The 26438-nt window shown below is 69.8% G+C and carries 23 protein-coding genes; 17 read left to right on the top strand and 6 right to left on the bottom strand.

Annotation, left to right across the window (positions count from 1 at the left end):
- Nucleotides 1-114: 114 nt before the first annotated feature.
- Nucleotides 115-1389: an epoxide hydrolase family protein gene (locus tag FU260_RS20045; RefSeq protein WP_235912401.1), complete on the bottom strand. Its 1275-nt coding sequence runs from the start codon at nucleotides 1387-1389 to the stop codon at nucleotides 115-117.
- A 33-nt stretch (nucleotides 1390-1422) separates the two neighbouring features.
- Here FU260_RS20045 and FU260_RS20040 point away from each other — a divergent pair, with 33 nt between their 5' ends.
- Nucleotides 1423-1923: a MarR family winged helix-turn-helix transcriptional regulator gene (locus FU260_RS20040; protein ID WP_147918653.1), complete on the top strand. Its 501-nt coding sequence runs from the start codon at nucleotides 1423-1425 to the stop codon at nucleotides 1921-1923.
- A 104-nt stretch (nucleotides 1924-2027) separates the two neighbouring features.
- On the opposite strand, the gene FU260_RS20035 is transcribed toward FU260_RS20040, so the two are convergent.
- Nucleotides 2028-2483, bottom strand: a complete 456-nt coding sequence (locus tag FU260_RS20035) for a PLD nuclease N-terminal domain-containing protein (RefSeq protein ID WP_147918652.1) — start codon at nucleotides 2481-2483, stop codon at nucleotides 2028-2030.
- Between the two features lie 23 nt (nucleotides 2484-2506).
- Here FU260_RS20035 and FU260_RS20030 point away from each other — a divergent pair, with 23 nt between their 5' ends.
- Nucleotides 2507-2911 carry a DUF4229 domain-containing protein gene (locus FU260_RS20030; RefSeq protein ID WP_147918651.1) on the top strand — a complete coding sequence of 135 codons (405 nt, stop codon included), beginning with the start codon at nucleotides 2507-2509 and terminating at the stop codon, nucleotides 2909-2911.
- Here FU260_RS20030 and FU260_RS20025 read toward each other — a convergent pair.
- Entirely contained in the window at nucleotides 2870-3739 is an 870-nt protein-coding gene (locus FU260_RS20025; protein WP_147918650.1) for a 1,4-dihydroxy-2-naphthoate polyprenyltransferase, read from the bottom strand. The genes FU260_RS20030 and FU260_RS20025 overlap by 42 nt on opposite strands.
- 52 nt (nucleotides 3740-3791) lie before the next feature.
- A complete protein-coding gene (locus FU260_RS20020; RefSeq protein ID WP_147918649.1) occupies nucleotides 3792-4916 on the bottom strand; it encodes an AMP-binding protein in 1125 nt (374 codons plus the stop codon).
- A gap of 32 nt (nucleotides 4917-4948) precedes the next feature.
- Here FU260_RS20020 and FU260_RS20015 point away from each other — a divergent pair, with 32 nt between their 5' ends.
- The 5 genes from FU260_RS20015 to FU260_RS19995 all read left to right on the top strand — a co-directional run bounded on the left by FU260_RS20015 (nucleotide 4949) and on the right by FU260_RS19995 (nucleotide 10351).
- Nucleotides 4949-5998: a DUF3048 domain-containing protein gene (locus FU260_RS20015; protein ID WP_147918648.1), complete on the top strand. Its 1050-nt coding sequence runs from the start codon at nucleotides 4949-4951 to the stop codon at nucleotides 5996-5998.
- A gap of 68 nt (nucleotides 5999-6066) precedes the next feature.
- The gene (locus FU260_RS20010; RefSeq protein WP_147918647.1) at nucleotides 6067-6837 is read left to right on the top strand and encodes an LLM class F420-dependent oxidoreductase; all 771 of its coding nucleotides are present in this window, start codon (nucleotides 6067-6069) and stop codon (nucleotides 6835-6837) included.
- 96 nt (nucleotides 6838-6933) lie between these two features.
- Complete coding sequence (locus FU260_RS20005) at nucleotides 6934-7674, top strand: N-acetyltransferase (protein WP_147918646.1); 741 nt, start codon at nucleotides 6934-6936, stop codon at nucleotides 7672-7674.
- Nucleotides 7671-8510, top strand: a complete 840-nt coding sequence (locus tag FU260_RS20000) for a TIGR02569 family protein (protein WP_147918645.1) — start codon at nucleotides 7671-7673, stop codon at nucleotides 8508-8510. The genes FU260_RS20005 and FU260_RS20000 overlap by 4 nt, the downstream gene beginning before the upstream one ends.
- Before the next feature lie 197 nt (nucleotides 8511-8707).
- Nucleotides 8708-10351: a fucose isomerase gene (locus tag FU260_RS19995; RefSeq protein WP_147918644.1), complete on the top strand. Its 1644-nt coding sequence runs from the start codon at nucleotides 8708-8710 to the stop codon at nucleotides 10349-10351.
- Between the two features lie 135 nt (nucleotides 10352-10486).
- Here the strand turns inward: FU260_RS19995 and FU260_RS19990 are convergent, their stop codons facing one another.
- Nucleotides 10487-11065, bottom strand: a complete 579-nt coding sequence (locus tag FU260_RS19990) for a TetR/AcrR family transcriptional regulator (protein WP_147918643.1) — start codon at nucleotides 11063-11065, stop codon at nucleotides 10487-10489.
- Between the two features lie 117 nt (nucleotides 11066-11182).
- Between FU260_RS19990 and FU260_RS19985 the strand changes: the two genes are divergently transcribed.
- Both FU260_RS19985 and FU260_RS19980 read left to right on the top strand, forming a co-directional pair.
- Entirely contained in the window at nucleotides 11183-12025 is an 843-nt protein-coding gene (locus FU260_RS19985; protein WP_147918642.1) for an alpha/beta fold hydrolase, read from the top strand.
- A 7-nt stretch (nucleotides 12026-12032) separates the two neighbouring features.
- A complete protein-coding gene (locus tag FU260_RS19980) occupies nucleotides 12033-12680 on the top strand; it encodes an NADPH-dependent F420 reductase (RefSeq protein WP_147918641.1) in 648 nt (215 codons plus the stop codon).
- Nucleotides 12681-12716: 36 nt separating this feature from the next.
- On the opposite strand, the gene FU260_RS19975 is transcribed toward FU260_RS19980, so the two are convergent.
- Nucleotides 12717-13922, bottom strand: coding sequence for an ROK family transcriptional regulator (locus FU260_RS19975; RefSeq protein ID WP_210418133.1), 1206 nt, complete (start codon nucleotides 13920-13922; stop codon nucleotides 12717-12719).
- A gap of 154 nt (nucleotides 13923-14076) precedes the next feature.
- On the opposite strand from FU260_RS19975, the gene FU260_RS19970 reads away from it, so the two are divergent.
- The 8 genes from FU260_RS19970 (at nucleotide 14077) to FU260_RS19935 (ending at nucleotide 26424) form a co-directional block, all read left to right on the top strand.
- Complete coding sequence (locus FU260_RS19970) at nucleotides 14077-15354, top strand: ABC transporter substrate-binding protein (RefSeq protein ID WP_147918639.1); 1278 nt, start codon at nucleotides 14077-14079, stop codon at nucleotides 15352-15354.
- A 2-nt stretch (nucleotides 15355-15356) separates the two neighbouring features.
- Nucleotides 15357-16328, top strand: a complete 972-nt coding sequence (locus FU260_RS19965; protein ID WP_147918638.1) for a carbohydrate ABC transporter permease — start codon at nucleotides 15357-15359, stop codon at nucleotides 16326-16328.
- Nucleotides 16325-17185, top strand: a complete 861-nt coding sequence (locus FU260_RS19960; RefSeq protein ID WP_147918637.1) for a carbohydrate ABC transporter permease — start codon at nucleotides 16325-16327, stop codon at nucleotides 17183-17185. The genes FU260_RS19965 and FU260_RS19960 overlap by 4 nt, the downstream gene beginning before the upstream one ends.
- Nucleotides 17182-19128: a DUF5107 domain-containing protein gene (locus FU260_RS19955; protein WP_147918636.1), complete on the top strand. Its 1947-nt coding sequence runs from the start codon at nucleotides 17182-17184 to the stop codon at nucleotides 19126-19128. Before FU260_RS19960 ends, FU260_RS19955 begins: the two co-directional genes overlap by 4 nt.
- 36 nt (nucleotides 19129-19164) lie before the next feature.
- A complete protein-coding gene (locus FU260_RS19950) occupies nucleotides 19165-20268 on the top strand; it encodes a glycoside hydrolase family 172 protein (protein ID WP_187368414.1) in 1104 nt (367 codons plus the stop codon).
- A 45-nt stretch (nucleotides 20269-20313) separates the two neighbouring features.
- Nucleotides 20314-23502, top strand: coding sequence for a family 20 glycosylhydrolase (locus FU260_RS19945; protein WP_147918635.1), 3189 nt, complete (start codon nucleotides 20314-20316; stop codon nucleotides 23500-23502).
- 121 nt (nucleotides 23503-23623) lie between these two features.
- Entirely contained in the window at nucleotides 23624-25411 is a 1788-nt protein-coding gene (locus FU260_RS19940; protein ID WP_147918634.1) for a glycoside hydrolase family 183 protein, read from the top strand.
- Nucleotides 25408-26424: a LacI family DNA-binding transcriptional regulator gene (locus tag FU260_RS19935; RefSeq protein WP_168211872.1), complete on the top strand. Its 1017-nt coding sequence runs from the start codon at nucleotides 25408-25410 to the stop codon at nucleotides 26422-26424. The genes FU260_RS19940 and FU260_RS19935 overlap by 4 nt, the downstream gene beginning before the upstream one ends.
- The last annotated feature ends 14 nt before the right edge of the window (nucleotides 26425-26438 follow it).

Here is a 26438-nt window from a genome sequence, read left to right as displayed (position 1 = left end):
GGCCGGCCGGACTCCGACGATCCGCTTCACCCTGACTAGCCACGACGCGGTGCCGGCAGCGCGAGCGCTGGGCGAGCCGTTGGACGTCCCGCTCCGGATTGGAGCCCGATGCCGTCAGCGGAGTGGGCGGAAGAAGGTGCGGACATCCTTCACCAGCAGATCCGGAGTCTCCAGGGCGGCGAAATGGCCGCCGGTGTCGAAGTCGGTCCAGTGCACGATGTTGTTGCCTCGTTCACCGAATCGGCGGAATGCCACGTCTTCAGCGAAGTTGGCCACGCCGATCGGCGTTGGCGAAGGCGCCTGTCCCCACTCGGGCGTGGAGTGCATGTTCTCGTAGTACAGCCGGGCCGCCGAGCCCGCAGTTCCGGTGAGCCAGTAGAACATGACCGCGGTCAGCATCGCGTCCCGGTCGACCGCATCCTCCGGACAGCCCGTCGTGGTGTGGGTCCAGGCCGCGAACTTGTCGACGATCCAGGCCAACTGCCCGACCGGCGAGTCCGTGAGGGCGTATGCGAGGGTTTGCGGTCGGGTGGCCTGGACCTGGAAGTAGGCGTTTCCCTCGCCCAGAAACTGCTCAAGCCGGCCGAGAGTTGCGAGTTCGCGATCCGTCATCTCCGCCGTCGTCTGCGCGTCGACCCCTCCCCACGGGATGAAGCCGACCGAAGCGGCGTTCAGGTGCACGCCGACGACGTGTTCAGCATCGACCCGGCCGAGCTCCGGGGAGATGAGGGCGCCGAAGTCGCCGCCTTGGGCGCCGTAGCGGTCATAACCCAGTCGCCCCATCAGTACTGCCCATGCCCGCGCCGTGCGGGCGCAGGTCCATCCGGGTGCGGTGGTCGGCCCGGAGAAGCCGAATCCTGGTAGTGCCGGAATCACCAGATCGAAGGCATCTGCCGGGTCCGCACCATTGGCTCTCGGGTCGGACAACGGGCCGACGATGTCCTGGAACTCGGCGACCGAGCTGGGCCATCCGTGGGTCACGATCAATGGCAGCGCTCCCGGCTCCGGTGAACGGACATGCAGGAAATGGATGTCCTGGCCGTCGATGGTGGTCTTGAACTGCGAGAGGGTGTTCAGTCGTGATTCTTGAGCCCGCCAGTCGTAGGACGTCGCCCAGTACTCGACTAGCTCCCGCAGATAGGCGAGGGGGACCCCGCGGTCCCACCCGGCGCCCGAGAGCTCGTCGGGCCAGCGGGTTCGCCCCAGCCGGCTGACGAGGTCGTCCAGTTGGGACTGTGGGACGTCGATCCGAAACGGGCGGATCGAGGTGTCTGCGGGGCTGTCGGCTGCCACGACGTCGGTGACAGAGTCGTCGGTCACGGAGGTGTCGGTGACGGGGTGGTGAGTGGTCATCTGCTGGTCCATCGGGTCGCTCCCGTGTGTCGTCATGACGGTGATGAAATCATGTGACAGTATGCTGTCATGTCACGAAGCCTAGGAGAACGACAGCACGCTGTCAAGAAGAATGAGCGTCCGCCCCGGACGTCAGAAGGGGACCTGTTCACCGGCCTGGTCGTCGCGATCGCACAACTGGGCGGGCGGGTGAGCGCTATCGGCGAAGAGCTCGCGGGGGTCTCGGGGCTCTCACTCGCCCGCTGGGTGGTGCTCGACATGGCGATGGACGCACCGGCCACCGTCGCCCAGATCGCCAGAGGTCGCGGCATGGCCCGGCAGAGCGTCCAACGCGTCGCGGATCTGCTAGTCGCCGAGGGGCTCGCCGAGTACCAGGCCAACCCCGAGCACAAGCGCGCCAAGCTGATCTGCCCGACCGACGAGGGGCGGCTAGCGATCGCGGAGATCGCAGTCGCCCAGAAGCAGTGGGCAGATCGGGTGGGCACCGAGCTAGGGGCGGCCGACCTTCGCCAAACCCAGGAGTTGATCGAGAAGGTTCAGGAGGCAGTGACCGACTCGCCGACGGAGTGATGCGAGGCGGCGACCGTCGGCTCAACGCGCAATCACTGGGCTGCGTCGACCTGCAATCCTACGACTCCGACCCTCGCGCCTACGGCAGTGCTGAGGGAGACCGACTACTCCGGGCTGCGCCGGCCGCGGTCCTCGCGGGTCGGCTGCTCGCCATCCTCACTGTTCGGCTTGCCCCTCTGCTCGCGATCCTCGTCGGGGTCGTCACGCTCGGAACTGCTCTGGTCTCGCTCTGAACCGGACTCCTCCGGTGTCTCTGGGACGTCCGGTGCGGGCGCCTGGGGGCTCTCCCGAGGAGTCTGCCGCGCCAGTCCAGCCAGAAAGTCCGGATCGTCGTCCGGGGCCACCGGGCGGCTCGGCCGCGCGTATCCACGTGGCCGCGGGTCCGGTGCCGTCCGGCTGACCAGCAGCCAGACGAGGCCACCCACTCCGGGGAGCACGACGATCACGGTTACCCACAGCCACGCGGGTAGCCCCCTGCGCTGCCGGTCCTCGGCGCGTGCGCAATCGATCACGGAGTAGACCGTGATCGCGATCACTGCCAGGACGACGAGAAACCTCATGACCTGAGCCTACGCTGTGTGGCATGCCCGTACTCGTCTACAGCCTGCTTCGCATCCTGTTGATCGTCGCGGCGGGCGGTGGTCTCTACCTGGCCGGGATGCGCGGAGTGCTTCTGGTGGTTGCCGCGGTGCTGGTCGGCGCCGGGCTTTCCTACGTGCTGCTGGACAAGTTTCGCCGTGCCTCGGCCGAGTGGCTGGCCTCCCGTGGGCGCGGGAAGACCGGGTGGGAGGATCGGATCGCTTCGGATGCCGACGATGAGGATGCCCTGCTCGGTGAGGAAGAGGACCGGCTCGCCCCGGATGCCGACGACGAGGACGCCCCGCTCGGCGAGGAAGCGGCCGAGCCAGACGAACCGCGCGGCTCGGGCACCCGCGACTCAGCCGGCTCAGACGAGCAGCGTGACGAGCACCCCAAGGCCGACGGCTAGTTCCAGGAACCCGGTGTCCCGTAGCACCAGGATCAGATCTCGTCCGGTCGCGCCACCGAGCACCCGGCCGGACAGCACCACCACCGGGATCACGGCGATCATCAGCAGCAGCGCCAACGGTGCCCAGAACGCGATCAGTACCGGGCCGAGTACACCGAGTGCGAGGAAGGCCGCATAGCCCCGCCGGGCCCAGGTCTCGCCGACCCGGACCGCCAGGGTGAACTTGCCCGCCTCACGGTCGGTAGGGATGTCGCGGATGTTGTTCACCATCAGCAGTGCGCAGGCGAGGAACCCGATCCCGCATGCCGCCAGCACCGCCGGCGCGGTGATTCGGCCGGCCTGGGTGTAGGTGGTGCCCAGGGTGGCAACCAGGCCGAAGAAGACGAACACACTCACCTCGCCCAGGCCCGCGTAGCCGTACGGTCGCCGTCCACCGGTGTAGAACCAGGCGGCGGCCACGCAGACCGCGCCCACAGCGAGCAGCCACCACTGCCCGGAGACCGCGCACAGGGCCACCCCGAACACGGCGGCCACCGCGAACGAGAGCATCGCTGCGCGCTTCACCGCCGCCGGTGCCACGGCGCCGGAGGCGGTGAGCCGGGTCGGGCCCACGCGCACATCATCGGTGCCGCGCACCCCGTCGGAGTAGTCGTTGGCAAAGTTCACCGCGACCTGCAGCGCCAGCGCCACACCGGCCGCCAACAGCGCTCTGCCGGCTGAGGCCGACTGCTCCAGCGCGGCCGCTCCGGTGCCGGCCAGCACCGGGGCCACGGCGGCCGGCAGCGTACGAGGACGTGCGCCATCGAGCCAGGCACGCAGGGAGGGCATCACACTTCCGTTCGTCGGGGCGAGCAGCACAATACCCCGGGGAGGAGGGGGCTCAGTGTCGCTGTCCACGCCCCCGGGCGAGCTGGCTGGCAGCGAGCTCGGCGACCGCCCGGCGGTCGGTCTTTCCTGGGCCGCGAAGCGGAAGCTCTGCCACCGTGACCGCGGCTCGGGGTGCGCTCGGACCGCCCCCAGTGCGGGCGCGCAACAGTTCCAGCGACACTTCACGTCCGGCCGCGGGCACCACCACGGCGGTGAGCAGCTCGCCCCACTCCGGGTCGGGAACACCCACCACACACACCTCCGCGACTGCGGCGAGGTCCGCCAGCTCCTGCTCCACTGCCGCCGGGTGCACGTTCACCCCACCGGTGACGATCACGTCGTCGATCCGGCCGGCCAGCGTGAGCACACCGTCGCTGAGGATGCCGGCGTCACCCGTGCGGAGCCATCGCGTGTCATCGATCTCGGTGAACGGCTGTGGCCCTCCGTCCAGGTATCCCTCGGCGAGGATCGGACCGGCGAGCAGCACCCGGCCGGACCCGCCCAGGCGCACCTGCGCACCTGGGAGAGGGACGCCGTCGTACACACAGCCCCCGCAGGTCTCGGTCATCCCATAGGTGGTGACCACCCGAACACCGGACTCCCGCGCACGGGTGAGGACCGCCGTCGCCGTGGCGGCGCCACCGACCAGCACCGCGGCACAGCTACGCAAGGCGGCGAGGGCGGTCTCGCTGCGCACCACCCGGACCAGCTGGGTGGGCACGAGGGAGACGTACCGCGGCACGTCGGTGCGCATCTCAGCGATGGTCTCGGCGAGTGCCTCCGGGCGAAACGCCCCCGGCGCGGTACGCACCGGGGTGGTACCGGCCAGCACCGAGCGGGCGAGCACCTGGATGCCGGCCACGTGCTGCGGCGGGAGGGTGAGCAGCCATTGGCCCGGGCCGGCCAAGCGTTCCTCGGTGCCGCGGGCGCTGGCGCGCAGCGCGGCAGCGGACAGTCCCACCGGCCGGCCCTGCCCGGTGCTCGAGCCGGACGTGGCCAGGACCAGCGCCACCTCCGGGTGCTCGGCAAGCCGTGCGGGGTCCACCTGCGCCAGGAGCACCGGCGGGCCACCACCGAGAGCCCGTTCCAGTCCCTGCAGCAGCGTCTCGAACTCTGGTTCGACCCGTGTCTGCGGCATAGCAGCAAGCGTAGGCGGCGTAGTGTTGGCCGGTGACCATCTCGCAGCGGCCGGCCTCACGCCGTCAGGTCCTCGCCGCGGCGGCACTCCTCGGACCGGTGGGACTGTTGGCCGGGTGCAATGACGGCGTTCCGAAGACGCGGACCACGCCCAGCCCCACGCCGAGTCCGACGCCCAGCCCCACCCCGGAGCCGACCTGGCCGCTGACCGGGGCGACCGGCGACATCGTGGACCGGCCGGCGATGACGGTGAAGATCGAGAACTCAGCTGCCGCCCGCCCGCAGACCGGGCTGCAGGAGGCCGACGTGGTCTGGGAGGAGATGGTCGAAGGGGGCATCACCCGGTTCGGGGCGGTGTACCACTCCCAGCTTCCGGAGACGTTCGGCCCGGTGCGCTCGGTGCGGCCGATGGATCCGGCGATCGCCGCCCCCTATGGCGGACTGATGGTCTTCTCCGGCGGGCAGGCGCCGTTCGTGAACGCGCTCCGAGACGCGGGGCTGCAGCTGTTCTCGCACGATCTCGGCTCGCCCGGTTTCTCCCGCACTGCCGAGCGGTACGCCCCGCACAACCTGCTCGGCGCCCCGCAGGTATTCCTGGAGAACGCGGACGGTGACCACAAGGACTCGCCGCCGGAGCAGTTCGCCTTCGCCGAGGCCGCCGGCGAAGCCACTGCCGTCACCGAAGGGGACCGGGCCCGGAGCATTCGCTGCTCCTTCCCATCGGCGACGCCGAGCTGGAGCTGGGACGCCGAGGCGAAGGTCTGGCTGCGCTCCGAGGGCGGCGCGGACGCGGTGACGACCGATGCCGGGCGGATCACCGCCGTCAACGTGGTGGTGCTTCGGGTCGAGATCGTGACCACCTCCTTCGTGGATCCTTCGGGTGCGAGCGTGCCGGAGACCGAACTGTCCGGCAGCGGGGACGCGATCGTGGCTGCAGGAGGGCGCAGCCTCGCCTGCCAGTGGAGCAAAGACGCGGACGCCGACCCGCTCGAGATGACGTTCGACGGCGAGCCGGTTGCGCTCGCCCCCGGAAATACCTGGGTGGAGCTGGTGCCCACCAGCGGCGGCGTCACCATCGAGTGAGTCCCGTTCGAAAGCTGACCAGACCTGTTGATCGACCGCAGAGTGACCCTGGAGAGAAGGAAGTGCCGATGCCCGTCGAGATTGCCGTTCAACTGCAGCCCCAACACGCCGCCGACTACTCCCGGATGAGGGGCGCGGTGCTGCGCGCCGAGGACCTCGGCGTGGACGTGATCTTCAACTGGGACCACTTCTTTCCGCTGCAAGGCGACCACGATGGATACCACTTCGAGGCCTGGACGATGCTCGGGGCCTGGGCCGAGCAGACCGAGCGGGTCCGGATCGGCACGCTGGTGACCGGTGGCGGCTACCGCAACCCGGATCTGCTCGCGGATATGGCCCGCACCGTGGACCACATCAGCAGCGGTCGGCTGATCCTCGGCATTGGTGCCGGCTGGAACGAGAAGGACTACGACGAGTACCGCTACGAGTTCGGTACCCCGGGGTCCCGGATCGCGCTGCTGGGGGACTATCTGCCGCGGATCACCGACCGGCTCGCCCGGCTGAACCCGCGGCCCCTGGGCCCGCTGCCGCTACTGATCGGTGGCGGCGGGGAGCGCAAGACCCTGCGCCTGGTGGCCCAGTACGCGAACATCTGGCACGCCTTCGGCGACCTGGCCACGTTCAGCCATAAGAGCCGAATTCTCGACGCGCACTGCGTGGACGTGGCCCGGGACCCGGCGGAGATCGCGCGCTCGGCGGCGTGGCCCGGTGTGGAGCAGGCTGGGGAGTTCGTTGCGGCCGGAGCCGGTCTGTTCACCATCGGTTCGACCGGCCCGGAGTACGACCTGGACGAGGTGCGCACAGCGCTCGCCTGGCGGGATGCGCACAACGCGGGATAACGCAGCGTGGGCCTGGGAGCAGCCAACCTCCGGTGGGTGGTGACTGCGCCGGAATCTCCGATGCTGTGCGGCGCGGTCGTGTGCGAGGGTGTGCCCATGCAGTTGACAACGTCCACCCTGGCCGAGCGCCCTGATCTGCTCGAGGCCCTGCTGGCGATGGCCAATCCGTGGCCAGAGTTCATCCGGCGGGACCCGTTCGGTGATCTGTACTACGCGCCGGCTGTGCTGCAGCAGTTCGGTGAGCATGTGCTCATCGGTCAGGACGAGAGCGGCGAGGTGGTGGCCAAGGCGCACGCTATTCCCGTGCTGCTGGCTGAGGGTGAGCTGCCCGACGACGGATGGGACGGGGCGATCGGCCGTGGGCTGCATGCCCGGCTCACCGGTGGCACACCGAACGCACTCGCCGCTCTGGAGATCCTCGTGCTCGCCGGGAAGCAGGGCCAAGGCCTGTCCGCCCAGATGCTCACCGCGGTGCGGGAGAACGCTGCCCGGCACGGCTACGCCGATCTGGTGGTTCCGGTGCGCCCGACCGGGAAGGACGATCTCCGCGAGCCGATGTCTCGGTACGCCTGGCGGACCCGCGAGGACGGGTTGCCGGCCGATCCCTGGCTGCGGGTGCACGTGCGTGCCGGCGGTCGGATCGAGAAGGTCGCACCGCGATCGATGGTGGTGGCCGGCACTCTCGCCGAATGGCGGCGCTGGACCGGGCTGCCGTTCGATGCCAGTGGCGAGGTCGAGGTGCCCGGCGCGCTGAGGCCGGTGCACTGCGACACCTGGCACGGCACGGCCACCTACACCGAGCCGAACGTCTGGGTCCGGCACCGCACCGGGGCATGAGCTGGCCGCCGACCGGCGTGCCGCCAGTTGCGGCACTGACTCCGCCGCCGCCATCGGTACTGGCGGCCTTCGGTGTCCAGGGGACGCCGGTTCCGCTTTCCGGTGGGCAGGGCAGCTCGTGGCGGGCCGGTGGGCTGGTGTTCAAGCCGGCCGGAGCCGAGGAGGAACCGACACTGCGCTGGCTGTACGAGGTCGCCCGGCCGGCGGTGACCGATACCGGAGTCCGGCTCGCGTTCCCGGTGCCCTCCGATGCTGGGGCTGTGCTGGTGCACGGGTGGGCGGCCACGGCGTGGCTGGCCGGGGATCAGCCGGTGGCCCGGTGGGCGGAGCGGGCTGAAGCCGCGCGCGTCTGCGCCCGTACCTTGGCGCCGATCGACCCCCGCCAGCTGCCGCGCCGCAACGACCCGTGGGCGCGCGCGGACCGGGCAGCCTGGGGTGAGGGCGGCGCCGCGCCGCTCGCCGACCATCCGCTCGTCCGGGCGGCGGACGCTGCACCCGGCGACACCGGTCAGGCGCCCGAGGGTCAGGTGGTGCACGGGGACCTGGCCGGTAACACCCTTCTGCATCCGGCCCTGCCGCCCGCAGTGATCGACCTGTCCCTGTTCGTTCGTCCGATCGAGTGGTCGGTGGCTGTGCTGGCAGTGGACCTGGTCGCGTTCGAGGGAGCGCCGGTGAGTGTGCTCGATTCGATCAGCCCAGATCCGGGCTTTGCGCACCTGCTCGCCCGCGCGCTGCTGTTCCGGATGACCACGGACATCTTCCTCGGCGGATCGCCGCATCCCGCGTACGAGCCGGTGGCCGCTGCCGTACTGGCGTCGATCGCCGGGCAATGCTGAGGCATCCGCGCCGCGTCCTCACCCGGTCCGCGCCGCGCCCTCACCCGGTCCGCCGGCCCACACCCTCGAGACCGGGGGAGGGCGGCCAGCTCGCTCTGTAATCGATTGCTGCTAGCCTGGCGGAATCGTGCTCACCCACCCGGCCCGGGTGCGGGTCGAGCGCGACCGCCGCGCCGCCGTCGAGAGGACCCCAGCTGATGACCACCTATGCGATGCCGACCATCTCCACGCCGGCCCCGGCGGAGCCCGGCACGGTCTACCTGGTCTCCAGCGGCGACCTGCGCGAGTCGGCGAACGTGGCCAGCTGGCCGGTGCAGGAAGCGCTGGAGCAGATGATTACCGCCGCCATCGAGGCACAGGGCCACCGGGTGGTGCGCGCCCACGGCGTGGACCCAGAGACCGGGCACGGATTCATCAACAGCCAGCGCAAGGGCCTCGAAGTGTTCGCCGGCATCCCGCGGGAGGTACCGCTGGTCGTGGCGATCGGCAACTGGCAGTACTCCAGCCACGTCCTGCCCGGCCTGCGCAGCCATCAGGGCCCGATCCTCACCGTCGCCAACTTCGTGGCCCAGTGGCCAGGCCTGGTCGGTCTCCTCGGGCTGAACGGCGGACTGACCAAGATGGGCAAGCCATACTCCACCCTCTGGACCGTGGACGGCACCGACGACTGGTTCACCGACCAGCTCGCCGGCTGGCTCACGACCGGCCGGGTGAACCACGACGACTCCCACGTGCGCCCGCTCCCGGCGCTGCCGGAGACGGACGAGACGGCGCTCGGCCGAGCTCTGGCCGCCGAACTGCTGCACGCGAAGGCGATTATCGGCGTCTTCGACGAGGGCTGCATGGGGATGTACAACGCGATCATCGACGATGAGCTGCTGAACCCGATCGGTGTGTACAAGGAGCGGCTCTCCCAGAGCGAGCTGTGGGCGCAGATGCAGCAGGTCTCCGACGAGGAGGCGGATGCGGTCGGGGACTGGCTGCGCGAGGCCGGGATGACCTTCCGGCTCGGCACCGACGAGGCCACGGAGCTCACCGAGAACCAGCTGCGCTGGCAGTACAAGATGTACGTGGCCGTGCTGCGGATGAGCGACGACTTCGGCCTGGACGCGGTGGGTATCCAGTACCAGCAGGGCCTGAAGAACCTGTCTCCGGCCTCCGATCTCGTGGAGGGTCTGCTGAACAACGACTCCCGCCCGCCGGTGACCAGCCGGGACGGTTCCCGCGTGCTCTGGGAAGGGCGCGCACTACCGCACTTCAACGAGGTGGACGAGGGGGTGGCCGTCGATGCGCTGGTCACCCACCGGGTGTGGCGGGCGATGGGTCTGGACCCCGCCACCACCCTGCACGATGTGCGCTGGGGCGAGGAGTTCGGCGGCGACTACGTGTGGACCATGGAGATCTCCGGGTCGGTGCCCGCCTCGCACCTGGAAGGCGGCTACGCCGGCGCCGAGGGGTGGCGCCAGGGGCCGGTGTTCTTCCCCGCCGGCGGGGCCACGCTGAACGGTGTGTCCCGGCCCGGGGAGATCGTCTGGTCCCGCGTGTACATCGCCGACGGCGGACTGCACGTGGATCTCGGACGGGGCAGCGCCGTAGCGCTCCCCGAGTCCGAGAGCACCCGGCGCAAGGAGATGACCAACCCGGAGTGGCCGGTGATGCACGCGGTGCTGCACGGGGTGAGCCGGGACCAGTTCATGGGCCGGCACAAGGCCAACCACATCCAGGTGGTCTACACCCCGGATGCGGGCACGGCAGACCAAGCGCTGGTGGCCAAGGCGGCGATGTTCGACCGGCTCGGCCTCACCGTGCACCTGTGCGGGCAGGTGCAGCTGCCCGGCTGAGCGCCTGAAACCCGCTGTGCGCGCGGTTTGATCTGCGCCGGTGGCTCTGCGCCGGTGGCTTTGCGCAGAGAGCCGGTAGCTACCGACCCGCGCGCGATCGCCGCTCAGTCAGTGCGCAGGAGTGCACTCACGATGTCATCGCGCCGGGCTGGCAGCGCCGATTGACGCATCGATCAGTACTTCGGCCGCATCCTGGGCCTGGCGGGCAGCTGCAGGGTCCCCGGAGATGGCCGCAGTGCTCTGCGCCCCCTCGGCGAGGATGGAGAGCTGGGCAGCCAGCGGCGCCGGCGCGCCGATCCCGGCGACGAGGTCGGCCATGTACTGCTGGAACGACGCTTTGTGTGCGCGCACGATAGTGGCGATCTCGGGATCGACCCCGCCGAGCTCGCCGAACGCGTTGATGAAGGCGCAGCCGCGGAAGTTGTCGGTGCGGAACCAGTCCTCGAGGTGGGAGTACACGGCGAGGAGCCGCTCGCGCGCGCTCGGCCCAGCCGCGCTCAGCCGTGCGGTCAGAGCGGTGGTCCATTCCTCGTGCCTGCGGGCGAGCACCGCCTTCACGATGTCGCTCTTGGACGGGAACAGGAGGTAGAGCCGTCGTAGCGACACGCCGGCTGCTGCGCGCAATTCAGCCATCCCGACTGTCGCGTATCCCTTGCGGTAGTAGAGCTCCGCTGCTGCAGCGAGGATTCTCTCCCGTGCCTCAGTGTCATCCATGACGACAGTCTACTTGACATGAGAATGATCGTTCTCTAAGTTGTGTGCCACTGGCGAGAATGACCGTTCTCGCCGGGCTGAAGGCTGGCTTGAGGCACATTCGGAGGGAACGGCACCATGGGATACATCACCGTAGGAACCGAGAACAGCACCGACATCGACCTCTACTACGAGGACCAGGGGTCGGGACAGCCGGTGGTCCTGATCCATGGCTACCCACTCGACGGACATAGCTGGGAGCTGCAGACCCGCGAGCTCCTCGCGAGCGGCTATCGCGTGATCACCTACGACCGCCGTGGGTTCGGCCAGTCCGCCAAGGTCGGCAGCGGCTATGACTACGACACCTTCGCCGCCGACCTGAACGCCGTCCTCGAGACGCTCGACCTGACGGACGTCATCCTGATCGGCTTCTCGATGGGTACCGGCGAGCTCGCTCGCTACGTCGGCCGCTACGGACATCAGCGGATCGCCAAGCTGGCCTTCCTGGCCTCGCTGGAGCCCTTCCTGGTGGCCCGGGAGGATAACCCCGAGGGTGTGCCACAGCAGGTCTTCGACGGCATCATCGCGGCGGCGAAGAAGGACCGCTACTCCTGGTACACCGACTTCTTCGCCGACTTCTACAACCTGGATGAGAACCTCGGCACCCGAATCAGCCAGCAGGCCGTCGATGCCAGCTGGAACGTGGCCGTCTCCAGTGCGCCCGTCGCCGCCTACGCGGTGGTTCCCACCTGGACCGAGGACTTCCGAGGCGATGTCGAGGCGGTCCGGGGGAGCGGGAAGCCCGTGTTGATCCTGCACGGCACCGGCGACCGGACGCTGCCGATCGACGCCACTGCTCGCCGCTTCCGTGCGGCGGTGCCGGCAGCGGAGTATGTCGAGATCGAGGGTGCTCCGCACGGGTTGCTCTGGACTCACGCCGACGAGGTGAACACCGCGCTGGCATCCTTCCTGGCGCAGTGACAGCGCCATGACCACGATCGGCATCATCGGAGCCGGCGAGGTGGGCAGACAGCTGGCCCGGGCGGCGATCAGGAGCGGCTACCAGGTCGTGATCGCCAACTCGCGTGGACCCGAGACGTTGCGCGATCTCGTCGCTGAGCTCGGCCCGGCCGCGCGCGCCGCCACTGCGGTGGATGCGGCCGTGGCCGGCGGCTTCGTGATTCTCGCGATACCGCTCACCCTGACCAACACTCTGCCGACGGCGCAGCTGGCCGGCAAGATCGTGCTGGACACGAACAACTACATGCCGTGGCGCGACGGCACCTTCGCCATGGTCGACTCTGGGGAGAAGACCGTCCACGAGCTTCGCCAGGAACAGGTGCCCGCCGCAAAGGTCGCGAAGGCGTTCACCCACATCCAGGCGCCGCGGCTGTTCCAGCTGGCCAGTCCGCCAGGAACTCCTGGCCGGCATGCGCTGTCGGTTTCCAGTGATGATCCCGAAGCGGTGGCGCTGGTGACGAGGCTGTACGACCAGTTCGGCTTCGATACCGTCGACAACAGTCCCCTACGTGAGTCGTGGCGCAGCGCACCTGGCCAGCCTGCCTGGTACGCGCACCTGGGCCAGACGCGCGAGGAGCTGGCCGCCAACCTGGCCCGTGCGACGCGTTCTGCCTGAGCGGCTGGCGACTCCGCCTCGGCTCGGGCTGATCTTTCAGGCCAGCTGCAGCAGCGCGGCCTGGTTCAGGGGGCCGATGCCGTTTCCGCCGTTGTCGATCAGCCGGGCGTGCACCCGGTCCGCGGCGTAGCGGGCTGCGGCATCCACCACGGCGTCCCCACCACCGGCGGCGATCCGGATCGGCGGGCGTTGTTGCAGGTGCACGGCCAGATCCTGTTCCAGCACCGGGACGAGCTCCTCCGCCAGCGGCACCAGCGGGCCACCGAGCACTATCACCTCCGGGTCGATCACGGCGGCGAACAGCGAGATGAACGGCGAGATCGCCTCGAGCCAGTGCCGCAGGGCCGCCAGCGCGCCGGAGTCGCCGGTCTGAGCGGCTGCCAGCAGACCCGGGAGCGGGTCCTCCGGTGCGGTATCCGGATCGGCACCCGGCGCCGGCGTCGGTAGCCAGCGGCCGTGACCGCTCCACGCGGTGTCCGAGGGGCTCAGTCCCACCCGGGACAGGTCGCCGGCGGTACCGTGTGCGCCGGTGTGCGGGCGGCCGTGCAGGATAAGGCTGACGGACGGGCGGCGGCCGAGCCACACCAGCAGGGCGTGCTGATAGCCGGCAGCCGCGCCCCAGAGGTGCTCGGCCCGGCCGAACAGCTGGATGTCGTTGCGCGCCTCGACCGGGACGTCGAGCCGCTGGCGGAGCTCGTGGACGAGGTCGGTACCCGCCCAGTCGGCGATCGCCACCGACTGGCCGACCACACCCTCGTCGGTGACGGTTCCGGTGGTGGCGGCCAAGGCGGACCAGAGGTCCGCCGGGGTGTGACCGGTCCTGGCCAGCAGCGTGTGCAACAGGTCCACGGCGCAGTCCAGCCGGTCCGCGCGTGGCAGGTCGGGGTCGACGCTGGCGCGCTCGCGGTCCAGCACGGTGCCGGTCAGATCGGCGAGCGAGGCCGCCACCTCGTGGGCGCCCAGGTCCAGGCCGCCGACCACGCCGGCGGCCACCACGCGGCCGAACACCTGGGCCGGGCGCCCACGCCCGCCCGAGGAGGCCTCAGCCGTGACCCAGCCCTTCTCCTGGAGCTGGCGCAACACATCGGTCACGGTCACCCGAGTGAGTGCGGTCGTGCGCATCAGCTCGGTCACCCGATAGTGCCCACCGGGGGCCATCGCCTCCAGCACCACCCGCTCGTTGATCCGGCGCAGGTCGGCCGGGCTCACACCACGAATCGCGCCTGAGCTCTCCACCGCCATCACCGGACCCTTCACAACATCGCCGTTGTGGTCTATATTAGCGAGAACCTTTAGTAAAGATTCTATCGTAAATAGGTCGGCACGCCTCGATGACGTGGCCGCGCGAACCAACGATCGTCCGCGAAGGACAAGACGAGAACGAGGAGTATCGAAGATGACTCGGAGCCGAATCATCGCCGGTGCCGTGGCGATAGGAGCGCTCACGCTCGCCGGTTGCAGCGGTGGCGAAGGAGAAGGCGCTGACACGGTGACCTACTGGTCCCAGTGGGAGGCCGGCGAACCGCAGGCGGAGATCCTGCAGTCGGCCATCGACGACTTCACCGAGGAGACCGGGATCGAGGTCGAGGTGGAGTGGCAGGGCCGCCAGATCATGCAGAAGGTTCAGCCGCTGCTGCGCTCCGGAGACGTGCCCGATGTGGTGGACGCCTCCAGCAATGACATCCGCGCCACGCTGGTACGCGCGGACCAGGCACGCGAGCTTTCCGGCCTGTTCGCGGCCGACGTTCCCGGTGAGGACGCTACCGTCGCCGACGTGCTCGGCGACTATGACGAGCTGATCACCGACGAGTCGATGGACGGGCCGTTCATGCTGCCCACGATCCTGATGGCGCAAAGCGTGTTCTACGACGGCAACGCCCACGACCTGGCCCAGCCTGCCGACTGGTCGGAGTTCATGAGCACGCTCGAGGACCTCAAGGCCGAGCGTGGCTCCGGGCCGATCGCCCTCGACGGCGACATCGGCTCCTACGGCGCCGTGTGGACCTCGGCAGCACTGATCCAGGAGCTCGGCGCCGGCGGGTTCAACGCGATCGCCGCCGACGAGTCCGGCCAGGCGTGGGACGACGACGGCGTCCGCGCCGCACTCGGGCGGATCGCGGAGCTCGGCGAAGGGCAGTACTGGGCCGAGGGCAGCTTCGGCTCGCGGTTCCCCCAGGTGCAGGAGCAGTGGGCAGCCGGTGAGGCGGACCTGCTGTTCATGGGCTCGTGGGCGCCGCAGGAGACCAGTACGTCCACCACGGAGGACTTCCAGTACCGCCAGCTCGGCTTCCCGTCGGCCGGCAACGGGGAGTTCATCCAGAGCGACGTCTCCGGGTTCGCGGTTCTTGCCGGGTCGGACAACCCAGAGCAGGCCGAGCAGCTGCTCGCCCACTTCGTCCAGACCGACGTGCTGCAGGCGCTGGCCGACGACGCCGCACAGCTGGTCACCCGGCCGGATGTCGACCCGCCGGAGACCCTCGCCGACACCGCTGAGCTGATCGAGGCCCGCACCGCTGTCCGCTTCTACGACGGCGTGGACGGGGACTACCCCGGCTACCCCGCCGAGGTGTTCGAGCCGGTGAACCTGCAGCTGCTGCGCGGGGAGATCGACGTCGACCAGGCCATCGAGGCGCTCACCACCGCCCAGCAGAGCTACTGGGCCAAGCAGGGCTGAGCATGACGGCACCGACGATCGGGGCGCTGACCCGGGCCGGCCCAGCAGGCTCGGCCCGGCGCCGGGGTGGTGGCGGCGGGGCAACCTCGCCGCTGCAGCGGCGGCGGGCGATGATGTTCTGGCCGTTCCTGCTGCCGGCGCTGGTGCTCTACACCGTGTTCATGGTCGGCCCGACCGTCGCCTCGTTCTGGATCTCCCTGCACTCCTGGGACGGCATCAACGAGATGAGTTGGCGCGGTCTGACGAACTTCCAACTGCTGCTGGCCGACCCGGTGTTCCGCACCGCCCTGGTGAACACTCTGGTGATCCTGTTCGGCGTCGGTGCGGCGGTCTTCGCGCTCAGCTTCGCGCTGACGATGATGCTCCGGGACATGGCCGGGCGCCGGTTCGCCCGCGCGGTCATCTTCTTCCCGTCGATCGTCTCCCCGCTGGTGCTGGCCATCTTCTGGGGCTTCCTGTTCCAGCACGGCGGTCTGCTGGACAGCTTCCTGGCCGACCTCGGCGTTGCCGACCGGCCCAACTTCCTCGGCGACCACCTGTGGCTGGTGATCTGCGTGGGCATGGTGTGGATGTCCACCGGGCTGTACGTGACCATCATCATGGCCGGCGTCGACCAGATCCCGCCGTACCTGTACGAGGAGTGCGAGCTGGCCGGAGCCAGCGCCTGGCAGCGGTTCCGGTACGTGACGTTCCCGCTCACCTGGGACGTCATCGCCACCACCACCGTGCTCTGGACGGTGAGCTCGCTGAAGATCTTCGACTTCATCCTCGCCTTCGGCGGGACCACCAACGACCTGCCGCCGTCGGGCACCTGGAACACCGCCCTGTTCATCTACGGGTCCACGTTCGGCGGCCGGGTCCCGCTCTACCGGTTCGGCTACGCCTCGGCCGCTGCCGTGGTCACCCTGGTGACCGTGATCATCCTGGTCATCCTGCTGCGCCGGCTGAGCCGACGCGAGGCGGTGCAGCTGTGAGCCTGGCAGCGATGCGCCGGTCCTCGCGCCGCAGCAGCGGATGGCGCAAGCTCGCCTCGGCTGCCGTGTGGCTGGTGATCGCCTTCAACCTCGCCGTGTTCATCTGGCTGTTCGTCAACTCGCTGCGCAGCCACGCGGAGATCTTCGACGACCCGTGGGGCCTGCCCCGGGTGCTGCACACGGAGAACTGGCTGAATGCCTGGATCACCTCCGGGTTCGGTGCCGCCATCGGCAACTCCGTGCTCGTCTGCGTCACCGCGGCAGTGGGCATCGTGGTCATCTCCGCCCCGGCCGGCTACATCCTGGCCAAGACGAACCGCCGGCTCTCCGAGGTGGCGCTGATGTATATCGCGGTCGGCGTCGGCGTGCCCACCCAGGTGATCGTGATCCCGTTGTTCACGGTCGTGCAGACATTGGGCCTGCTCAACTCGCTGTTCGGGCTGATCGTGGTCTACATCGCACTCAACCTGCCGTTCACGGTCTTCCTGCTCGCCGGCTTCTTCCGGTCCATGCCGGACGAGCTCGAGGAGGCGGCCGCGCTGGACGGTGCCGGCATGGTGCGCCTGTTCGCCCAGATCGTCGCCCCGATGGCTCGTTCCGGGATGACCACCGCGCTGATCCTCAACCTGGTCTGGCTCTGGGCCGAGGTGTTCCTCGCCCTGATCCTCATCCAGAGCACGGACAAGCAGACCCTCCCACTGGCCCTGCTGAACTTCATGGCCCAGCAACAGTACGGCGGCAACGACTACGGCCAGCTGCTGGCCGGTATCGGGATCATCCTGCTCCCGGTGCTGGCCGCCTACATCTGGTTGGGTCGCCGCATCATCGAAGGTATGACCGTAGGAGCCGGTAAGTGACCGCTGATTCGACGCTGCACCGCCAGACGCTGCAGCTTCCGCTCGCACCGCTGGGTGCGGACAACCCGCTGCCGTTGCCGGACGGGCTGCTCGAGGCGCCGTTCTCTCTCGACGACGACCTGCCCGCCGAGCTCCAGGCCGGCGCCCGGATCGAACAGCCGCGGTCGATGCACCCCTACTTGCTGCAGGACGGCTATGGCCGCGGCCGCCAGCCGACCGAGGTCGAGGCCGTGGTCCTGGACAACGGCATCCTGCGTGCCACCTTCCTGCCCTGGCTGGGCGGCCGGCTGTGGTCCTTGGTGGATCTGGCCACCGGGGAGGACCTCGTCTACGCGAACGCGTGCGTGCAACCGGCCAACCTGGCACTGCGGAACGCCTGGGTGGCCGGTGGGGTGGAGTGGAACATCGGCACCAAGGGACACAGCGCGCACACGATGGCCCCGCTGCACGCCGCCGTGGTCGATGGCCCGGACGGCGCGCCGCGGCTGCGGATGTGGGAGCTGGACCGGGTGCGTCGGGTGGTCTTCCAGATCGACGCCTGGCTCCCCGCCGGTGCACGTGGTCTACACGTCTATGTCCGGATCGAGAACCCGAACGAGGCCGACGTGCCGATGTACTGGTGGTCCAATGCCGCCGTCCGGCAGCACGCCGACCTGCGCGTACTCGCCCCCGCCCGCCGGGCCTATGCCACCGGTTATGACGGCACGGTGGCGGAGGTGAGCGTGCCCAGCGCCTCGGCCGGTGACCACACCTGGCCGGCGGCCAGCCCGCGCTCCGCCGACTACTTCTACGCCATCGAGGAGACCGGCCAGCCGTGGGTCGCCGGAGTGGACTCCACCGGGCACGGCCTCGCCATCGTCTCCACCTCCCGGCTGCACGGTCGCAAGCTGTTCTGCTGGGGCAGTGGTGAAGGCGGGCGGCACTGGCAGCGCTGGCTGTCTCCGGACGGTGGTGAGTACCTGGAGCTGCAGGCCGGGCTGACGGCCACGCAGTTCGAGCACGTGCTGATGCCGGCTTGCACCAGCTGGGACTGGCTCGAGGTCTACGGCGATGTCACCGCCGACGCGCGAGTGGCGCACGGCGAGGACTGGGATACCGCCGTCGCCCACGTCGCTGGCCGGGTGGCCGAGCTGGCCGCACCCGAGTACCTGGACACCACCCTGGCCTCGGCCCGGGCGCTCGCGGACCAGGCACCCGCGCAGGGTCTGGCTGCCGGCTCAGGCTGGGGCGCGCTGGAACGCGAGCTGCGCCGGGCGACCGGCGAGCCGTGGATCGACGAGACCTCCCGGCCGTTCTCTGCTGCCACGCTCGCGGCGGAGCAGGACCCTTGGCACCGGCTGCTCACCGAGTCCGGCACCGACCCGTTCACCGGTGCCGACCCGGCCGCGGCGCCGCTGTCCTATGTCACCGGCGGGCTCTGGGAGAACCGGCTGCACCGGCTCGCACCGAGCTGGCTGCGCGACTACCACCTCGGCGTCCTCGCCCACGCCCGCGCCGACCTGGACACGGCCCGGGACTACCTGCGCTCCTCCCACACCCACCGTCCGAACGCCTGGGCCCGCCGCGGGGAGGCTCGCGTCCTGACCGAGCAGGGAGAGACCTCGGCGGCGCTCGAGCTGCTCACCGAGGCCCTCCAGCTCGCGCCCGAAGAGCCCGGGCTACTCCTTGAGGCGATGTCCGCCGCGCTCGCCGCCGGCAGGCCCGGCCTCGCCCTGACCTGCTTCGACTCCGCACCTCAGGCGAGCAGATCCAGCGGGCGCGCCCGGCTGCTCGAGGGCACCGCGGCGCTGCGCACCGGCGCTCGGGACCGTGCCGAGGCAGTGCTGGCCTCCGACCTGATGATCCCCGACCTGCGTGAGGGCGAGCGTTCTCTCAGCGACCTGTGGCGGGAGACATTCGGCGACCGGCCGATCCCGGCCCACTACGACTTCCGGATGAACTGAGCACCGCCCGACCCGCTGCCAAGGAGGACGCCCCCGATGACCCCAGGACCGCCGCACCGGCCACCGGGCGGAATGTCGCTGCTCACCGACGCCCGCACTCGATCGATCAGCGCGGAGAACCCCACCGGGGCGCCCGGCGGCGGCGGCAGAGCCGAACACGGCACGCACTCCACCGCCTACGCCTCCCGCGACCTGCCGATCGGCTGGAAGAAGTCCCCGTGCAAGGACCTCCGTGGCGGGGAGACCTTCACCGTCGCCGAGATCGATGGTCCGGGCATCATCCAGCACATCTGGATCACCACGCTGCCGCGGCACTGGCGCTCCCTGATCCTCCGGTGCTACTGGGACGAGGAGGAGACGCCGTCGATCGAAGTGCCGCTCGGCGACTTCTTCTGCCAAGGCTGGGCGCGGTACGCCCCGGTCTCCTCCCAACCGGTCGCCGTCGCACCCGCGGGCGGACTGAACTCCTACCTGGAGATGCCGTTCGGCCGGCACGCCCGGATCACCATCGAGAACACCAGCAAGGACACGATCGAAGGATTCTTCTACCAGATCACCTACAGCCTCACCGAGATCGGCGTGGGCCACGGCTATCTGCATGCCCAGTGGCGCCGGTCCGACCCGTTGGCCTACGGCGAGCCGCACGTGATTCTCGACGGCGTGCAGGGGCGGGGGCACTACATCGGCACCTATCTCGCCTGGGAGTCCCACCATCCCGGCTGGTGGGGCGAGGGAGAGGTCAAGTTCTACCTCGACGACGACGACGAGTTCCCCACGATCTGCGGTACCGGGACCGAGGACTACTTCGGCGGCGCCTGGGCCTTCGAGCACCCTGACGGCGGCCGTTACGAGCCGTACAGCACGCCCTACCTGGGCATGCCCCAGGTGATCACCCCGGACGAGTTCTACGACAGCCAGCTCCGCTTCGGCCTGTACCGCTGGCACCTGCCCGACCCGATCCGGTTCAGCCGCAGGCTCCGGGTCACGGTCCAGGCCCTCGGCTTCGCCAGCCCGCAGGAAGGAATGGAACGTTACCGCCCGCTGCGGGACGACATCGCCTCGACGGCCTGGTGGTACCAGAGCGAACCGCACGCTCCGTTCCCACCGGCCCCCAGCTTCGACCAGATGGAAACCGCCTGAGTGGCGCAGCACGCGCCACTGCACGTCTCGAGGAGGAGAAGAACGATGCACACCAGAAGACTGACCACCCTGCTGGCAGCCCCTGCGCTGCTGGCCGGGCTGGCCGTCACCAGCGTGCCGGCCACTGCAGCACCCCCGGCCGCCGACGGCGACGTCTCCGATATGCAGGTCGTCCCGACCCTGAAGGAGTGGACCGGCGACCCCGACGGTGAAGACTTCAGCCTCGGCGGGCACATCGTGCTGCCCGGCGACGCCGGCGAAGAGCTCACCACCGTCGCCGAGACCGTCGCCGCGGACCTGGAGGATCTCACCGGCACCCGCGTGCCGGTGAACACCGGTCAGGCCCGTGACGGCGACATCCAGCTCGGCCTCGGCGGAGAGGATCTCGGCGAGGAGGGCTACCAGCTCGACGTCGACGGCACGCTGACCATCACCGGCAGCACGGCGCACGGGGTGTTCAACGGCACCCGGACCGTGCTGCAGCTACTCACCCGGGCCGAGGTGATCCCGGCCGGCACCGCCCAGGACTGGCCCACCAAGGAGGTGCGCAGCGTGCTGGTGGACAACACCCCGCGGCACTTCTCGCTCACCTGGTGGGAGTCCTTCTTCCAGCAGATGAGCTACTACAAGCTCAACGACACCAACCTGTACATCGACGGTGTCGGGATGACTCCGGAACAGATGGAGCAGGTCGACGCGCTCGCTCAGCGTTACTACGTCCGGCTGGTGCCGCAGCTGAACATGCCCGGTCACATGGCCACCGTGCTGCCCTCGCACCCGGAGTACCAGCTGGAGAACCAGGACGGCACCCTGGACTCCCAGGCGCTCGATCTGACCAACGAAGAGGCGGTGGAGTGGGCGCTCGGCCTGATCGAGGAGAACATCGACCGGTTCTCCTCCGACGTCTGGCACCTCGGCTCGGACGAGTTCCCGGGCTGGCCCGGCACCGGGGAGAACCACCCGCAGCTGACCGAGTACGCCCAGCAGAAGTTCGGCCCGGACGCCACGTTCGCCGACCTGTTCGCGGACTTCCAGAACCGCGCCAACGAGCTCGTCCAGGCGCACGGCAAGACCATGCGGGTGTGGAACGACATGATCCGCGCCTCGGACGTCGTCACCCTGGACGAGGATATCGCCGTGGAGTACTGGATCACCCACGACGCCCTGCCGGGACTGCTCTCCCCGCAGCAGATCGCCGACCGTGGCAACCAGCTGATCAACACCGACGTCGACCTGCTCTACTACGACATGTCCCGGCGCAACTTGGACCCGCGCGACCTCTACGAGCAGTTCGACGTGAACACCTTCACCGGCGACCAGCCGGTCGATCCCGACCACGTCTCCGGTGCCCGGATCGCCGTCTGGCTCGCCTGGATCGGCACCCCGATGGAGAGCGACGCCGAGGTGCTGAACAACCTGCGCCCGGACATGGCCGCCCTGACCCAGCACACCTGGGGCGAGGGGGCGCAGCTGAGCTGGACGGAGTTCTCCGCACTGGTCGACGAGCTCGGCACCGCGCCCGGCTTCACCGGCTCCGGCCATGACCTGACCGGGGACCCGGCCCTGGCGCAGAATCCGGACGGGTCGATCGCCTGGTTCGCCCGCGGCGCCGACGGCCAGCTCTGGGCCGGCCAACAGCACGACCCAGGATCAGGCCCGTGGTCCAGTGAGCCGATCGCCCGCACCGTGGTCACCGATCCGGAGGTCGTGGTCGACGCCGAGGGGCGGGTACACGCTGTGGCGCGGACCCGCTCCGGGCAGGTGGTGCACGCCTGGCAGAACGAAGCAGGGTCGGCCGAGTACCGCACCGAGCGCCGCGGCCACTCGATCACCGGCACCCCGGTGCCGTTCGTCGACGGCACGGACGTCGGCTGGGCCGCCGTCTCCGGTGACCAGCTCGTGGTGAGCACCGATACCGGGCGGCCCACACCGGTCGCCGACGGCGTCACCGGCGACCCAGCGGCCACGGTGGCCGACGGGCAGGTACACCTGCTCGCAGCCACCGCAGACGGCAGCGTGCATGCCTACAGCGGCCCCGACGGGTGGCAGGCTGAGGATGAGGACCTCACGCTCGACGCCCAGCCCGCGCTGGTCACCGCCGGGGAGGACCCGGTGGCCGTAGTGCGCAGCGGAGAGCAGATCATGTCCCGCTCGCTCAGCAGCGACGACGACTGGACCCAGGTGGCTGACTCCGCCCACGGCACCCCGACTGCGACCGTGGATGCCAGCGGCGGGATCCACGCCGCCTACCTGCACAGCGGGAATGAGGTCTGGTACGCCCATCGCAGCGACGGGGAGTGGTCGGCGGAGGTCGCCTGGTACGACTTCATCGACGATCCGGCGATCACCGTGCAGAGCGATGGCGCACCCCTGATCATGGGGCAGAACAACCGCGGCTTCCTCGCCGCTGTGCAACCGGACCCGGACAGTGCCGATGCGCCCTGGCAGTGGACCCACCTCGCGGAGAGCACCACGGGTACCCCGGCACTGACGCTCGACGCCGAAGACCGGCCGATCTATGCCGCCACCACCAGCTACGGCGACCTGCAGACCGGCACCCGCTGGGGCACCATCTCCGAATGGGGCCGGGACTTCATCGTCGGCACCATCCAGTACCCCGGTGACGAACTGGTACCGGAGGAGTTCAGCCGCACCGAGTTCCAGGACCGGTTCACCCAGGACAGCACCGGTGAGTACGAGCTGCTCACGATGAGCGACGCAGAGCCGGCGCTGGCCCCCGAGGTGGTCGACGGCCGCCTCCAGGTCAGCGGGGAGAACTACTACTCCATGCTCACCGCGCCGCAGACGCTGCCGGGCGAGGGCGAGATGACCGTGGTGGCCGACATCGAGGAGTTCGCTGACACCGAGGGCGCGGAGAACTCGCTGTTCCTCGGCTTCGCCGCTGACGCGGACACCCGAGCGGTCGCCTGGTACAACCGGAACGGCTCCAGGCTCGGATTCGACATCGTGGTGGATGGCCAGAGCTTCGGTGGCTGGGGTGACGTCCCGGCCCAGCTGCGCGTGGGCGACCGGCTCGCGGTCACCCTCTCCGGCCGCTGGCTGACCGCCTACCGGTGGCACGACGGGCAGTGGGACCGGATCCACACCGCCCCGGTGAACGGTACCGACGACATCACCGACCCCGAGGTTCGTGCCGACTACCACCCGGCGATCGGATTCCGGGCCGACAGCGGGACCCTCGCCGTGGACAACCTCCAGCTGCGCACCCGCTGACAGCAGCAGGAACCGGGAACCGGGCACCTCGGGCGTCCGGCGGCACTGCGCCGCCGGACGCCCGAGGTGAGTGTGAACCCTTGTTACACTGCCGGTAATCGATTACGGACGAAGGTGTGCGATGGACCCGGCGGAGCAGTTCGGCGGTGTGCCCGGACTGGGCCAGGAGTCGGGTGCGGAGCCGGTCGGCGATGCCCGCGCGCCAGCGGGTGGGCGATCGAGCGGGGAACGGGAGCAGGGCCCGCCGGAGTCGAACTTCTTCGCTGTGGCCACCCTCGCCCCGGGCGCCACCGTCAGCACTGCCAGCGACGGGGACCTGTGGCCGAGCACCTGGGCCGACGACGGCGGGCTGTACAGCGCGTGTGGAGACGGCCTCGGCTTCCAGCCTGAGCTCGGGCAGTGGTCGGACATCGTGGTCAACCGGATCGACGGCACACCGGAGCAGGGTCTGGTCGGGATCCGGCTCGCCGCCGGCCGGGAGGTGGCCGGAGTCTGGACCGATCCGGAACGGTACAACTGCAAACCCACCGGGATGATCGCCGTCGACGGTAACGACGATGGTCGCGACGAGCTCTACCTCGCCGTGCAGGACCTGCGCTGCGGTAGCGGTCCAGACACCTTCAACATCGCCCCGGCCGCGGGGATCGTCAGCTCCACCGACTACGGCCGCACCTGGTCCCGGCCCGCCGAGCCGATGTTCACCGAACGGTTCACCACGGTGATGTTCGCGGACTTCGGCCAGAGCAACGCCCGTGCGAGCGTGCTGCGTGCGCTCCTACCCGCCTCGGCCACCGATCCGGCCGACTACGTCTACGCCTACGGACTGGACCAGAACTGGCGCACCTCCTACTCCGGTGTGGTCCCCGATCCCACCGACCTCTACCTGGCCCGGGTGCACCGCAGCCACATCGGTGACCGCGCGGCCTGGGAGTTCTGCGCCGGAATCGACGCCGCCGGAGAGTACCCCCACGGCGTGCCCCGGTGGAGCTCGCAGCTGGCTGAGGCGGTGCCGGTCCTGACCGATACCCGCCGGGTGGGCAGAGCGCCTGCTGCGCCGATGGCGCCGGCCCCGGTGCCCGGTACGCTCCTCGCCCAGGGCGGGGTGGTCTACAACCCAGGACTCCGCCGGTTCCTGTACACGTCCTGGACCGAGCACACCTTCCAGTTCTATGAAGCACCGACGCCGTGGGGCCCGTGGCGGCGCTTCCTCGACCATGACTTCGGTCCCTTCCCCTGGACCGGGCCGCGCTCGGCCGAGGCCCACCACGGCGGCTACGCCACCACGGTGCCGAGCAAGTTCATCAGTGCCGACGGGCGGCGGATGTGGCTGCAGTCGAACTGGTTCGTCACCGCTGGCACCTACTCCGGCTCCTCCTACCACTTCTCGCTGCGCCCCCTCCGGCTGGAGCCGATGCCAGCGCCCGGTACCGACGCGCCGCCGCAGCCGTCGGGTGCGAACCTGGCCCGGCTGCCCGGCGTCGCCGCCATTGCGCGGGCCGCCCGGAGCGGCCACCTGGAGGTGCTCAACGACGCTCGAACCGACCGGGCCGAGGACTCCTGGAACGGGCTGCACAAGGACGACGACTACTGGGGCTACACCTGGCCGTACCCGGTGCAGTGCACCCGGCTGGTGTTCACCTCCGGCCCGCACGACTACGGATCCGGATGGTTCGCCCGGGCGCCGCAGGTGCAGGTCCGCGATCACGATGGCAGCTGGCGGAGCCTGGACGGCGTCACCGTCACCCCGCCGTATCGGCCGGACTGGACCGCGACCGGCACGGTGACCTTCACCTTCACCTTCGGCCCGGTGTGCAGTACCGGCATCCGGCTATCCGGCCCACCGGGCGGCTGGGGCTGCTACACCTCGATCAGCGAGCTGGCGGTCCACGACGACGGAGACACCGAATGAACGAACACCGCACCGCGCGGATCACCGATGTGGCCGAGGCGGCCGGCGTCTCCACGGCGACCGTGTCCCGCGTGCTGAACGGGTCCACCAGCGTGAGCCCGGAGCTGGCCGAACGCGTGCGACAGGCGGCCCTGGCCACGCGCTACATCCGCAACCCGAACGGGCGGGCGCTGCGCCGGCAACGGTCGGATATGTGGGCGGTGATCGTCTCCGACCTGCAGAACCCGTTCTTCACCTCGCTGGTGGCGGCCGTGGAGCGGGTCGCGGTCGGTGCCGGGTACTCGGTGATGCTGTGCAACACCGACGAACAGCTCGAGCGGGAGAACGCCTACCTCGATGCCGCGATCGCCCAGCGGATGGTCGGGGTGGTGGTCTCGGTGACCTCGGAGGAGGAGTCCGATCTCGCCCGGCTGGTCCGCGCCCAGGTGCCCACGGTGGTGGTGGACCGGCGGGTGCACGACTTCACCGGGGACTCCGTCCTGCTGGACAACGTGCGCGCCGGCCGGCTCGCCGCCGAGCACCTGCTCGAGCTGGGGCACCGGGATGTGCTCTGCCTGGCCGGGCCGTCCGGGGTGAGTACCACCGAGGACCGGCTGCAAGGGGTGCGAGACGCCTTCGCCGACGCGGGCATCGCCTTCGATCAGAGCCGGATGATGCGGACCGACCTGCGTGCGGCCGACGCCGAGGGGATCGTTGCCGCGGCGCTGACCTCCGGACCGCGCCCGGACGCCATCTTCGCGCTGAACGGACCGCTGACCACCGGGGCCTACCGGGCGGTGCAGACCTCGGGGCTGCGCATCCCGGACGAGATCTCCCTGGTCGGATTCGACGACGATCGCTGGACCCGGATGGTTACCCCCGCCGTGACGCTGATCGCTCAGCCGGTCGACGAGATGGGTATCCGTGCCGCAGAACGGATCGTCGCCCGCGCCGCTGACCCAGAGATCGAGCCGGTGCACGTCCTGCTGCCACCCCGGCTCGAGGTGCGCGGCAGCACCGCCCCGAACAACTGACCCGACCCTGCCAC

It is taken from the genome of Ruania zhangjianzhongii (genome assembly GCF_008000995.1).
Lineage (GTDB): Bacteria > Actinomycetota > Actinomycetes > Actinomycetales > Beutenbergiaceae > Ruania > Ruania zhangjianzhongii.
The sequence above is the reverse complement of the archived record's forward strand: the minus strand, read 5'-3'. Positions and strand labels throughout refer to the sequence as shown.